10 protein-coding genes and 1 rRNA gene are annotated in these 13,510 nt (G+C 51.1%); 1 reads left to right on the top strand and 10 read right to left on the bottom strand.

Annotation, left to right across the window (positions count from 1 at the left end):
* The 4 genes from ACFPOF_RS10725 to gyrA form a co-directional block, all read right to left on the bottom strand.
* A 16S ribosomal RNA gene (locus ACFPOF_RS10725) occupies positions 1 to 186 on the bottom strand; the annotation flags it as partial.
* 223 nt (positions 187 to 409) lie between these two features.
* Positions 410 to 1,966 (bottom strand): copper amine oxidase N-terminal domain-containing protein, encoded by a 1,557-nt coding sequence (locus ACFPOF_RS10720; protein ID WP_378132347.1) that lies wholly within the window; start codon positions 1,964 to 1,966, stop codon positions 410 to 412.
* A gap of 134 nt (positions 1,967 to 2,100) precedes the next feature.
* Positions 2,101 to 3,177 (bottom strand): HD-GYP domain-containing protein, encoded by a 1,077-nt coding sequence (locus ACFPOF_RS10715; protein ID WP_378132345.1) that lies wholly within the window; start codon positions 3,175 to 3,177, stop codon positions 2,101 to 2,103.
* Between the two features lie 35 nt (positions 3,178 to 3,212).
* Entirely contained in the window at positions 3,213 to 5,687 is a 2,475-nt protein-coding gene (gyrA, locus tag ACFPOF_RS10710) for a DNA gyrase subunit A (protein WP_378132343.1), read from the bottom strand.
* A gap of 189 nt (positions 5,688 to 5,876) precedes the next feature.
* On the opposite strand from gyrA, the gene ACFPOF_RS10705 reads away from it, so the two are divergent.
* A complete protein-coding gene (locus ACFPOF_RS10705; protein WP_378132341.1) occupies positions 5,877 to 6,653 on the top strand; it encodes a YheC/YheD family protein in 777 nt (258 codons plus the stop codon).
* Between the two features lie 64 nt (positions 6,654 to 6,717).
* Here the strand turns inward: ACFPOF_RS10705 and gyrB are convergent, their stop codons facing one another.
* The 6 genes from gyrB to dnaA all read right to left on the bottom strand — a co-directional run bounded on the left by gyrB (position 6,718) and on the right by dnaA (position 13,004).
* A complete protein-coding gene (gene gyrB, locus ACFPOF_RS10700; RefSeq protein WP_378132339.1) occupies positions 6,718 to 8,628 on the bottom strand; it encodes a DNA topoisomerase (ATP-hydrolyzing) subunit B in 1,911 nt (636 codons plus the stop codon).
* Between the two features lie 65 nt (positions 8,629 to 8,693).
* Entirely contained in the window at positions 8,694 to 8,939 is a 246-nt protein-coding gene (gene remB / locus ACFPOF_RS10695; protein ID WP_209750131.1) for an extracellular matrix regulator RemB, read from the bottom strand.
* A gap of 16 nt (positions 8,940 to 8,955) precedes the next feature.
* Positions 8,956 to 10,074, bottom strand: a complete 1,119-nt coding sequence (gene recF / locus ACFPOF_RS10690; protein ID WP_378132337.1) for a DNA replication/repair protein RecF — start codon at positions 10,072 to 10,074, stop codon at positions 8,956 to 8,958.
* An 18-nt stretch (positions 10,075 to 10,092) separates the two neighbouring features.
* Positions 10,093 to 10,308, bottom strand: a complete 216-nt coding sequence (yaaA, locus tag ACFPOF_RS10685) for a S4 domain-containing protein YaaA (protein WP_378132335.1) — start codon at positions 10,306 to 10,308, stop codon at positions 10,093 to 10,095.
* Positions 10,309 to 10,319: 11 nt separating this feature from the next.
* Positions 10,320 to 11,459: a DNA polymerase III subunit beta gene (gene dnaN / locus ACFPOF_RS10680; protein WP_378132333.1), complete on the bottom strand. Its 1,140-nt coding sequence runs from the start codon at positions 11,457 to 11,459 to the stop codon at positions 10,320 to 10,322.
* Between the two features lie 192 nt (positions 11,460 to 11,651).
* Positions 11,652 to 13,004 carry a chromosomal replication initiator protein DnaA gene (gene dnaA / locus ACFPOF_RS10675; protein WP_378132331.1) on the bottom strand — a complete coding sequence of 451 codons (1,353 nt, stop codon included), beginning with the start codon at positions 13,002 to 13,004 and terminating at the stop codon, positions 11,652 to 11,654.
* Positions 13,005 to 13,510: the final 506 nt, after the last annotated feature.

Genomic DNA, 13,510 nt, shown 5'->3' with positions numbered 1-13,510 from the left:
GATGTATCCGGTCTTAGCATTCGTTTCCGAATGTTATCCCGATCTGAGGGGCAGGTTGCCTACGTGTTACTCACCCGTCCGCCGCTAACCAAGTTAGTTGCAAGCAACTAACAAAGTCCGCTCGACTTGCATGTATTAGGCACGCCGCCAGCGTTCGTCCTGAGCCAGGATCAAACTCTCCATAATAGTTGAAGCCGAAGCTTCTTATTACAGAGCCTTTTGAGGCTCATTCACTGCTGGTCTTACTTTTGTTTCTTACGCTCTATGTTCAGTTTTCAAAGTACAATTTGTTGCTTATTTTGTGTGCCGCGTTAACGGCGACTTGAATATAATATCACGATGGGCGAATGAATGCAACATATAATTTCAACTTTTTTTCATTGCACTCTTCGCCCATCATCCTCCCCAATTAGCCCCGGCTTTTCAGCCACGCTAACTGCGCATTCCAGCGCAGTTCACCCCAAGCCAATTCCGTTAAAGCAGGTGATTTTCCACCTAACCCGATGGTATAGAATCGTGAAGCGGATTGCCATCCAATTTCTATACCGAACGCTTGCCGGAAAGCTTCAGCTGGAATATACGTCTTTCCTTTAACGACTTGTGCCGCAGACTGAAGTATAATCGCTTTGCCGTTCAAATACGCTTTATTGCTGCCGACAGTCATAACCAACTTCTTGCCTTCTTTCGTTACAGTCAACTTGCGCCCTTTGGCTTCCCATACGAGATTCCCTTTAACTGCCCCGGCAATCTCTTTCGCAGGCACAAGCATTTTCCCGTTCCGGACAACTGGCGATACCGCTAACGAAGAAAACTTCCCCTCTACGGCAACTGCGGCCGGGTAACCGATTTTACTCGTAGAAACAACCGCGTCGATCACTTGCTTCGAAGGACCTGGCACCGATTGCTGTAACGATTCTCCTACGTAGTCTTTCCACTCGCCGGTTCTCGCATCGATGATCGGCGCTTGCCCCGTATAGAAACGAGGAACTTCCGGTCTTACGACCATTCGATAGAAAGGCTCTGCCTTCCATGTTTCCGTCGATACTTCTGTAACGACATACTGAAGTTCGATGTCGTACATCGATAACAGCAACATTCTGGCGTATGCTTTGGTAATCGTCGGCTTACCGATGACCTTATCCGTCGGTATTGGAATGTTTAAGTTTGCGGGGAAAGTCCCCTTCGTAGCATCGAGTGAATAGAAAGATGCCATCTCATACCCTAACAACCTTTGATCTCCAAAAGGGTTCGTTAAATTAGGCTGCGCATGATCAACGAGCAAACGAGCCGCTGCAGACGCTGTCAGCATACTCTTCGGATGAGCGAAATCGGTTTTGGCCCAGCTCATTTCATAGGAGACGACTTCTCCGCTAATTCGATCAACAAAAGCGGAAAACGATGGCTGGCTCAGTCGGATTCCGTCAATCGAGCGATCGAAACGGATTTTATGCACGCCTTTGCTGTCCGTTCGGGTCGTATACTCGGATTCCGGATACGAATCTTCCATCCATTCGGCGTTCAATTGCCATGGTTGATTTTCCAGAAACGTTTTTGCGATCTCAGTCGCTTCTTTCCGTCCTACTTCCTCTTTGGCAAGATCGAAAGCTTCCTGAGCCGGGCCCCACCCATTCAGATCCACAGGCCACTTCGTATGGCGATAAGAGAGCAACTCGCCATCGGAGCTTCTAAGATCAACTTCCCCGGTTTCCGTGGGGTGGCCTTCCGTGTCCAGTTCGGGCATCATGAAATAAATTCGCCAATAATCGTTCGGGTGAACGATTCTTTTCGCTTCGGTAATTTCCGCGTTTTCGGGGATTAACTTCAATTGCTTCGCTCTGGCAACCGCAGTCTCTTGATTGCCGATTGTAGCCGATATCGATTCTGCTGCTGCCGCTTGCGGCAACGGTTGAGCTGTCCCCGCCCACATTAAAGCACACGCCATCATCGCTAATGTCCATTTTCTCATGAAACACCCTCCGTCTGGCCAAAGTCTTTTACATATACTGGTTAGACGACCGGTAGGCGATTTTGTTGCTTCATTTGCATAAAAAAAGGACCGCCCAGGAACGATAAGTTCCCAAGCGGCACCTGTGCAATTTCTTATTTCGTCGAAAACAATTCGCAAATGTACAGTTGGCGATTTTGTGCAAGATTGATGATTTGGCCATTTACGGAAACCATCGGACGAGTTGGATTATTGCGGTCCGTAAAGACGATTTCTCCGACTGCACCGTTGTTCAGCTTCACGAACACACCGTTGTGGAATTGCGTCGTCCGTTCGATGAAGGCCTGTACGTATAACGGATCAAGCTTACCGAACGATCCGGCATGCAGTTCTTCTAGCACGAGGTACGGAGATTCTGCCTTCCGGTAAAGCCGATTCGACGTCATCGCATGATACATATCTGCAATAGCAACGATTTTCGCATACGGATGAATCTTCTCGCCTTTTACCTTCATCGGGTAACCGCTGCCGTCGATTCGTTCGTGATGCTGCAATGCGGACAACCATACGCCCTGGTTCATTGAGGCGACGCCTTCGAGAATACGGAAACCGTATACGGTATGCTGTCGCATCTCCTGGACTTCCTCTGCCGATAGTCGGGATGGCTTGTTAAGTATCGCTGCGTCAACTTTAACGTTGCCGATATCGTGTAACAGTCCTGCCATCGCCACAGGAAGCCAATCTCTATCAGGAAATTTGTTCCATTTTGCGAGTTGGTACGATGTAAGCGCGCATAGCACACTGTTACGAACCATAACATCGGGTTTCCCCGCAACAGGAGGAGACTGAAACGTGAGCACGTTGTAATCGTCGATATGCTCAAGAAGAGCGCTTAAACCATTCCGCATCTCGAGCACAGGAAGCTTCTGTCCGGAGCTGACCATCGCCATCATCCGTTGCAGCAATTTCTCCATGTCGAGAAATTGCTGCTGAAGCGGCGTAATCTTGACTTCCGTCGTCGCTGCGGTTTCATCGGACGCCGAATCCGTCGAAGTTTCTTCTACACCGTTGCGCAGGACGTCCACAGTTGAGATCAGGAACGAGTGCAAAATGTCCGTATCTCTCTCGGAAAGCGTACGCCCTTGCTGCAGCAATACGCTGCCAAGAGCTGTCTGAACGTCGCTGGTCAATCGGTCGCCAACCTGAACTTGCGCTACCGGAATTGTCGGCATGCCGCATCTCTCCCAAAGGCTGAGTCTTCTATTGCTTATTCAACGTCCGATCCTTCTTCGGCGCCTTCGCCTTCCGTGTCGGAGTCTTCGCTGCGCGGCGCGCGCGCGACGGTGGCAACGGAATCCTCATCCCGGATGTTGATCAGTTTGACGCCTTGCGTAATACGGCCCATCGTATTGATGCCGGACATGCTCGTGCGGATTAACGTGCCGGAAGTCGTCATGATCATCAAGTCTTCGTCATCGTGAACGACTTTCAGGCCGACGATCGAACCATTCTTGTCGGTGACGTTAAGCGTCTTGATGCCTTTGCCTCCGCGCGTCTGAATACGATATTCGGACATCGGTGTCCGTTTGCCGTAGCCTTTGGCCGTTACGATGAGAACCTCTTGGTCCGGCGCCACGACGTCCATGTCGATGACTTTGTCGTCTTCGTCGAGCTGGATGCCTTTAACTCCCGTCGCGGAACGTCCCATCGGGCGCACGTCCTGTTCTTTAAAGCGGATGGACATCCCTTGGCTCGTGCCCATAACGATCTCGCTGTCGCCGTTCGTCAGCTTCACGCCGATCAAATCGTCGTCTTCCCGTAGGGAGATTGCGATCAGGCCGACTCTGCGGATGTTGGAATAATCGTCGAGCGGCGTCTTCTTGACGATCCCGTTGCGGGTCGCGAAGAAGAGGAACTGGTTCGGATCGAACGACTCGACCGGAATAACCGCATTGATCGTCTCTCCCTGCTCAATCTGAATCAGGTTGATGATCGGCGTTCCACGGGCAGTCCGGCTCAAATCCGGAATCTCATACGCTTTAATCCGGAACACGCGGCCTTTGTTCGTGAAGAACAACAAGTAATGATGGGTGTTGGAGATAAACAGGTTTTCGATAAAATCGTCGTCCTTCGTCCCCATGCCCATAATGCCCCGGCCGCCGCGCTTCTGGCTACGATACGTCGATACTGGAAGACGTTTGATGTACCCGGTATGAGTCATCGTAATGACGACGTCATCGCGAGGGATCAAGTCTTCGTCGAGAATCTCGTCGTCGCTGACCGTAATTTCCGTGCGGCGTTCATCGCCGAATCTCATTTTCACTTCTTCGAGCTCGTTGTAAATAATGTCGTTCACAAGTTGCTCGTCCGCGAGAATCGCTTTGTATTCAGCGATTTTCTGTTGAAGCTCGGCGTATTCTTGTTCGATCTTCTCGCGTTCCAGGCCGGTCAGGCGTTGCAAACGCATATCGAGAATCGCTTGCGCCTGATCGTTCGACAATCCGAAACGAGCGATTAACCCTTCGCGAGCTTCCTCGGTCGTGCGCGACGCGCGGATAAGCGCAATGACCTCGTCCAGATGGTCGAGGGCGATACGCAAACCTTCGAGAATGTGCGCGCGGGCTTCGGCTTTCTTCAGATCGTATTCCGTGCGCCGACGAATGACTTCAACCTGGTGCTGTATATAGTGGTAAAGCATATCTTTCAAATTCAGAACTTTAGGCTCGTTGTTCACGAGCGCAAGCATGTTCACGCCGAAGCTTGTCTGCATCTGCGTCTGTTTGTACAAGTTGTTCAGCACGACCGTCGGCGTAACATCGCGGCGCAGCTCGATAACGATACGCATGCCGTTGCGGTCGGATTCATCGCGAAGATCGGTAATGCCGTCGATCTTCTTCTCGCGCACAAGTTCGGCGATCTTCTCGACAAGACGGGCTTTGTTCACTTGATACGGGATCTCGTGAACGAGAATACGCGCTTTGCCGTTCGTCTCTTCGATTGTCGCCCGAGCACGCATCGTAACCGAGCCGCGGCCCGTCGCATACGCTTGGCGAATGCCGACACGACCGAGGATGAGTCCCGCCGTCGGGAAATCCGGTCCTTTGACGTATTCCATCAAGTCGTATGGGGTCAGTTCGGGATCGCGAAGCAGTGCCTGAGTGCCATCGATGACCTCTTTCAAGTTGTGAGGAGGGATGTTCGTCGCCATCCCGACCGCGATACCTGTATTGCCGTTAACGAGCAAGTTCGGGAACCGGGCAGGCAAGACGACTGGCTCTTGTTCTTCGCCATCATAGTTCGGCCGATAATCGATCGTTTCTTTGTTGATGTCGCGGAGCATTTCCATTGCAATCTTGGATAGACGAGCTTCCGTGTACCGCATCGCTGCCGCCATATCTCCGTCGACCGATCCGAAGTTTCCATGCCCGTCGACGAGCATGTAGCGAAGGGAAAAATCCTGCGCCATCCGCACCATCGCTTCGTAGATGGAAGAATCGCCGTGAGGATGGTATTTGCCGATAACTTCGCCGACGATTCTCGCCGACTTCTTATACGGCTTGTCCGGAGCCATGCCGAGTTCCGACATCGCATACAAAATCCGTCTATGAACCGGCTTTAGTCCGTCGCGAACGTCCGGCAATGCGCGGCTAACGATAATGCTCATTGCGTAATCCATGAACGATTCCCGCATCTCCTGACCGATCTCGCGGTCGCGGATTTGGGAGCGTTGTTCTTCCGACATGAGGATCCTCCTTAGCAAATATATCAACGGGTTCGATTTCGCTTGGAGGCGGCGGAACGCACACCACAAAACGAATTCCGTCATAGGTTAGAAAACGGGCAAGAATGACAAGGAAAGCCATTCGTGCCGAATCAAACACAATAATTTCATTATACCATAATGCCCAATGGAAAGGGTGAATGAACAGGCATGTCCATACAGCGCGTTCGCAGCAAATGGGCCAAAACCGACGTTCTTCTTGCCGATGCCGATTTAAGGCGGCATGTACCGGATACCGCGCGTTTCGATCGTTCTTCCGTCGAGGCGTACTTGCAGAAACACGGCATGATCTATGTAAAACCGGTGGATGGCACGTTCGGCAGAGGCGTTATCCGCGTTGAGAATGCAGAAACGGCCGTTTCCCCTTACCGTTTCCAATCCGGCGAGACGAAGTATGCGTTTGCTACTTTCGATGACATGTATAACAAGCTTATATCCGTGAAAAAAAACAAACCCTATCTCGTCCAGCAAGGCATTCATCTACTCAAACACGGAGGCAGAAGATTCGATCTAAGAGTGATGGTACAGAAAAATCCGCAATCAAAGTGGGAGACGACCGGTATGATTGGTCGTCTGGGCCATCCGCGCAAGATCGTCACCAACTATCATGCCGGCGGAACGCCGATGCCGCTCGATAAGCTGTTCTCCTCGCATCTGACACAAACGCGCCGTACCGCTTTCGAGAACAAACTCGGCAAGCTCGGCGTCGACATTGCCGCCGCACTGCAGAAAAAATATCCTCGCCTGAAAGAGATCGGCGTAGACGTCGCGGTTGATACGAAACTTCATCCCTGGGTACTCGAAGTGAATACCCTCCCCGATCCGTTCTTGTTCAAGAAGCTTCCGGATCGCGCCGTCTTCCGCAGAATGTACGCTTATGCAGTCGCTTACGGCAGATTCAAACCTCGCAAACGAGGCGCTTCTTAATCTGCAGGGGGTATCCCTTAGGCAGAGATACCCCCTGATTCTTTATTCGTCATAAGCTAATGACTTATATATCCAGGTTCTTAACGAACTTCGCGTATTGCTGGATGAATTCGCGCCGCGGCTCGACGTTGTCGCCCATAAGCGTGTCGAACATGAGGTCGGCTTTCATTGCGTCTTCGATTCGAACTTGAAGCATCGTGCGGCTGGCCGGATCCATCGTCGTCTCCCACAGCTGCTCGGCGTTCATCTCGCCCAAACCTTTATAACGCTGTACATTGAGCTTCGTCCCTTCCCCGAACTCGGCGAAGATCGCGTCCCTTTCCTTCTCGTTCATCGCGTAACGAACCGTCTTGTTACGCTCGATCTTGAACAATGGCGGCTGTGCGATGTAGACGTAACCTTCTTCGATCAGCTTACGCATGTACCGGTAGAAGAACGTCAGGATGAGCGTGCGGATGTGCGCGCCGTCGACGTCGGCATCGGTCATGATAATGATCTTGTGATAACGCGCTTTCGTAATGTCGAAGTCGTCGCTGATGCCTGTGCCAAGCGCCGTAATCATTGCCCGGATTTCCAGGTTGGACAAAATCTTGTCCAAGCGAGCCTTCTCAACGTTCAAAATTTTGCCCCGCAGCGGCAATATCGCCTGGAAGTGGCGATCGCGGCCTTGCTTGGCGGACCCGCCTGCGGAGTCGCCTTCGACGATGTACAATTCGCTGATCGACGCATCCTTGGAGGAGCAGTCGGCCAGCTTGCCTGGCAAGGAGCTTACTTCTAGTGCGCTCTTCCGGCGGGTCAATTCGCGCGCCTTACGCGCCGCTTCCCTCGCCCGAGCTGCTTGTAAGCCCTTCTCCATCACTTTACGGGCGACGCCCGGATTCTCGTCGAGGAATTGCAGCAGCTTCTCGCTGAACAACGATTCCACGATACCGCGGACTTCGCTGTTGCCCAGTTTTGTCTTCGTCTGGCCTTCGAATTGCGGCTCCGGAATTTTGACCGAGATAATCGCGGTCAAACCTTCACGTACGTCGTCGCCGGATAAGTTCGATTCGCTTTCCTTCACGAATCCCATCTTCCGGGCATAATCGTTAATGATCCGCGTTAATGCGCTCTTGAAGCCGGATTCGTGCGTACCGCCTTCATGCGTATTAATATTGTTCGCGAAAGAGTACAAGTTCTCGGAGTAGCTGTCATTGTACTGCATCGCGATTTCGCAATGAATGTGTTCTCTCGCACCTTCCACATAGATCGGCGTCTCGTGAAGCGCTACGCGCGTCCGATTCAAATATTGCACGAACTCGACGATACCGCCCTCGTAGTGGAACGAATCGCTCATACCGGTTCGCTTATCCGTCAAATTCAGCTGAATGCCTTTGTTCAGGAATGCCAGCTCTCGAATACGCCCGACCAATACATCATAGTCATAGGTCGTCGTCTCCGTGAAAATCTCCGCATCCGGCTTAAACCTCGTCTGCGTGCCCGTCTCTTGCGTCTCGCCGATCACCTTAAGATCGTATTGAGGCGCGCCACGGCGATATTCCTGCTGGTGGATGTGGCCGTCGCGTTTGACCGTGACGACAACCCACTCTGACAGCGCATTAACGACCGAAATGCCGACCCCGTGCAAACCGCCCGACACTTTGTATCCTTCGCCGCCGAACTTTCCCCCGGCATGAAGAACGGTCATGACGACTTCGAGCGTCGACTTCTGCAGCTTCGGATTCAAGCCGACCGGAATGCCCCGCCCATTATCGATAACCGTAATGCTGTTATCTTCTTCTATGATGACGTCGATCCGCGTGCAGTAGCCGGCCAACGCTTCGTCTATGCTATTATCGACGACTTCCCAGACCAGGTGATGCAAGCCCTTGCCGCTCGTGGAACCAATGTACATCCCGGGGCGTTTGCGGACCGCTTCCAACCCTTCCAATACCTGAATCTGACTTTCATCGTACGTGTTTTGCTGTGAATTCACGGACAAACCTTCCACCGCCTTTTTTACGTAACCGCTGCTGATTAACGACTCAGTGAATACCTCGCCTAGCCTTCCAAATAATGCGCCCGCTTCTTAAGCGTTGACGTAGAAATTGGCGAATAATACACTTTATGCTCCGTTACGACAATCGACTTCGGATCTTCCTCTCCGATCGTTTCCACTTCCTTGTTCTTCTGAGCATGCACGATAAATTGCCTCGACAGCTTGGACGATTGCTCAATGGAAATGTCGAAGATCGCTACGAGCTGAGAAGTTCGTATAATTTTCTCCCCGCCTAAATGTAAATACACGGAGTCCCTCCTCGCTTTAGCGCAGCACTTGACCGTCTCTCACGTGAAAAAGAGATGCGTCTTTCAATCGGCTCATATTCACGCTCTCAAGCCCCGTCGTCGTAATGAACGTCTGAACCCGGCTTTGAAACGTCTCTATTAGCTGGGTTTGACGGGTCTGATCCAATTCAGACAATACGTCGTCCAGCAGTAATAACGGGTATTCCCCGATTTCCTCGTGCATGAGTTCCAGTTCGGCCAGCTTCAGCGACAGCGCCGCCGTTCTTTGCTGTCCCTGGGAGCCGAACGCTTGCACGTCCTTGCCGTTAATGGCGAAGGTGAGATCGTCCCGATGCGGACCGGTCAGCGTCGTTCCCCGCCTGAATTCCTGATCCTTGCCTTCCCTTAACTTTATCATAAATTGCTCGAATAAAGAAGCTTGATCTTGGGTATCTATGCCATGCCCGTTGCCGAATGAAGGCTTGTAATCCACGGTTAAATGCTCGTTGCCTGCCGTAATTCCGGCATGGATTTTTTCCGCCCACTTTTGAAGCTTTACAATGAAGTTTTTCCTTTTTTGCATCATTTTAACACCTGTTGTTACAAGTTGCTCGTTCCACACTTCGAGCATGTCGGGAGAGGCTTTGCGCACATCCGTCATCTTCAAGTAATTGTTCCGTTGTTGAAGAATTTTCTGGTACTGCTGCATGTCGTACAAATAACCGGGGTGCGCCTGGCCGATTTCCATGTCCATGAACCGGCGGCGCACACCCGGTGCTCCCTTAACGATATCGAGATCTTCCGGCGCGAACAAGACAACGTTCAGCGTGCCGACGAAGCTGCTGAGCTTCCGCTGCTCCAGCCCGTTCACTTTCGCTTTCTTCCCTTGCGCCGACAACTGCAGTTCCAGGTTCACGTCTCCATGTTTTCGACGCATCTGCGCTCTAATCAACGCCGAGCTCTGGTTCCATCCGATCAGTTCCTTATCCTTCGATGTCCGGTGAGACTTCGTGAGCGATAATACGTGGATCGCTTCGACCAGATTCGTCTTGCCTTGTGCGTTAGGTCCGATGAAAATATTGACCCCGCCCTCGGTAGACAGCTTCAACGAATCATAATTCCGATATCCGTGAAGCTCCAATGTATGCAATTGCATTCGCGTATTCCTCTCCGCTTAGCGGTTAACGACAGTAAAGCTGCCGCAGCCTTCGACATTGACAACGTCCCCGACTCTTAGCTTGCGTCCCCTGCGATTGTCCGGTTCCCCGTTGATCGTCACTGAATTCTCCGAGAGAAAATGTTTCACTTCCCCGCCCGTGCCGATGCAATCGGCCAGCTTCAGAAACTGACCTAGCGTAATGTATTCGGTCGATATGCCGATGTTCTTCATCCAAGATCGCCTCAGTTCGTCGTCCGGTAAGGAAGGATCAGATGCAAGCTGCGGTCATGATCGTTCGGCCGGATAATAATCGGACTCATCGCACCGTTGAAGCCGATAAGAAGTTCTTCGCTGTCGATCACTTTAAGCACGTCCAGCATGTATTTAGAGTTAAACGCGATGCGAAGCGGCTCGCCTCTCATCTCTTTCACGCTAAGCTGCTCTGTTACTTTGCCAAGTTCGGAAGAGCTGGACGAAATCTCGATTCCGCCTTCTTCCAGCGTAACAAGGCGAACGATGTTGGTCTTTTCTTCACGGGAAAGAAGGTAAGCCCGATCGATCGAATCGCTGAGCGCTTTCGTGTTGATCACCAGTTCTGTTTTGAACTGTTGCGGAATAATTTTGGAAGTATCGGGATATGTTCCGTCGAGCATCCGCGAGAAGAACAGGACATTGCCAAGCTTGAACAGCACTTGATTGTCGGCTACGACTATGTCAACAAGCACGTTCTGATCGGGAACGATTTTGGCAAGCTCGTTCAGCGTTTTGCCTGAGATGACGATATTGGAAAATCGAACGTCCGTCGCGGCAACAGTAGCGGAGCGGCTGGCCAACCGGTGACGGTCCGTTGCTACAAACTTATAAGTGCCTTCTTGTAAATTCCACAGAACGCCTGTCAATATCGGCGTCGATTCGTTTGTCGTTACGGCGAATACCGTTTGACGAATCATGTCGCGCAGCAAATCGCCGGCGATCGATACGACCTGGTCTTCCTGTATGGAAGGAAGAACGGGGAATTCCTCAGGATCCAGTCCTACGAGTTGAATTTCCGTCGCACCGGATGTAATCAACGTCTGAAAACGGTCTCCCACTTCGATGTGGACTTCCTCGTTCGGCAGTTTCTTGACGATTTCGACGAAAAACTTCGCTGCAAGCACGACGCTTCCGGTTCGCGTTACGGTGGCGACCGTCTTGCTCTGCGTTTCGAGCGGAATGAAGCTTTGAATCGAAATATCGGTATCGCTGGCGGTTAGCGTCACGCCGGAATAAGTCGCGTCGATCTTGATTCCGCTAAGAATCGGGATGGTCGTACGGGATGCGACGGCTTTCGATACGTGTTGAATCGCTTCGTTCAGCTCTCCGCGCAATATGGTTAATTTCATATCAAGCACCTCGTCGAATTTGTCGGTTGCTGCGCTACATGAGGCTTCTCTACGCCCATTTAACGCTTATTGTAGCATGTTTTAAATATTAAAGTCGTAGTAGGTCCCGTGAATATGTGGATAACAGCGAAAAAAGTCGAAAATAACGCCTATCCACATGTGGATGCATTGTGCATAGGCGTTGGTGTCGTTTTAGGTTAAATTTTTGATTTTCTCGGTGAGGCTGTTAATAATTTTGTACAAGTCCTGATCGACCTTCAGCAATTGCGATATTTTCTCGTGCGCGTGAATGACGGTCGTATGGTCGCGCCCGCCGAACGCATCTCCGATCTTCGGTAGCGAATAGTCCGTTAGCTCGCGGGAGAGATACATCGCAATCTGCCTCGGGAAAGCGACGGCTTTCGTACGCTTGCGCGCCTTGAAATCTTCAAGTTTAAGCCCATAGAAGTCGCCGACTCGCTGCTGGATATCCTGCATCGTGATCAGTCGGCTTCGGCCCGTCGGCAAAATGTCCTTAAGCGCCTCTGCCGCAAGATGCGCCGATATGTCCTGATTCGTCAGCGAGGAATAGGCGACGATACGGATGAGCGCACCTTCGAGCTCGCGGATGTTGGAATCGATCATGTTCGCAATGTACATCATCGCTTCGTTCGGAATATCGAGATTTTCGGCCTTCGCTTTCTTGCGCAGAATGGCGATCCTCGTCTCCAGGTCTGGCGGCTGAATATCGGTGATCAATCCCCATTCGAAACGGGATCTCAGCCTTTCTTCAAGCGTCGGAATCTCCTTGGGCGGGCGGTCGCTCGAGATGACGATTTGCTTATGTTCCTCATGCAGCGCATTAAATGTATGGAAAAATTCCTCTTGCGTACCTTCTTTGCCGGCTAGGAATTGAATATCGTCGATAAGCAGGACGTCGATGTTGCGGTATTTGTTACGGAAGCTTTCGCCGCGGTTGTCGCGAATCGCGTTGATGAATTCGTTCGTGAATTTCTCGGATGACAAATACAAAACCTTCATATGAGGGTTATGTTCGAGAATATAATGTCCGATTGCGTGCATCAGATGCGTTTTGCCCAATCCGACGCCGCCGTACATAAAGAACGGGTTGTATGATTTCGCTGGAAGTTCGGCGACCGCCAGCGACGCGGCATGAGCGAAGCGATTCGCGGCCCCGATGACGAACGTATCGAACGTATATTTCGGATTCAGCATGTGCATCATCGGTTCTTCCGAGATTTGCACGCGGTTCGCCGGTGTAGGTACGGCTTGTTCAACGGGCTCCGCTTGGTGAATTTCTTCGATAGAAAATTTCACGTCTACGGTTCTGCCGATATAGTCGGAAAGCGTCGAAGCGACCAGCTTCGTATAGCGAGTCTCAAGCCATTCGACGGCAAATGTCGTTGGCGCGGTCACGATAACCGTATTGTCGCTGAGAAAGATGGCTTTCGTTGCTTTAAACCAGGTATCGAAGCTTGGTTTACTCAGCTTCGTCTGGATGACCGACAACACTTGTTCCCAAATCTCGTTGTTGCGGTTGTCCACGACAATTTCTCTCCTTTAACCCATCGTGCGGACAAAAAATAAGCAGAAAACATATATCCGCTTAGAAGGCACGGAGCAGTTGTCCACAGTTTCCCTTTTATTATTAATAGGGATATCCACGTATCGGGGGAATTGTTCACAAAGTTATTCACAGGGTGTTGATAAAGTGAGGGGATTTTCTCGTCATCCACTGCTCAGGTCATGACTAATCATAGCAGACAAACCCGCTTAATTCAACGGATTTCACCGTGTTATCCACAATTTCAAGAACTTGTGGACGAAAACTGTGCACAGCACAAGATATTGTTGATAAAATGTGAGGCGGTTCGACAGGAGGCGATTTTTATTTTTCATAGTCTCCAAATTATACACATGTGAATAAGTGAAATGTTGGCATAGAGCGTCTGGATGTCAAACTTCTGAGAAAATGTCACCCTAACTCGTCCGAGAAAATGTCACTTTTTTAAGTGGTGCCGAAGCCTCTCACCAGAGCGCTTCGGCATAGC

The sequence above is a fragment of the Cohnella soli genome (assembly GCF_042655525.1).
In the GTDB taxonomy this organism is placed as follows: Bacteria; Bacillota; Bacilli; order Paenibacillales; family Paenibacillaceae; genus Cohnella; species Cohnella soli.
This window is presented reverse-complemented; position numbering and strand designations above follow the sequence as displayed.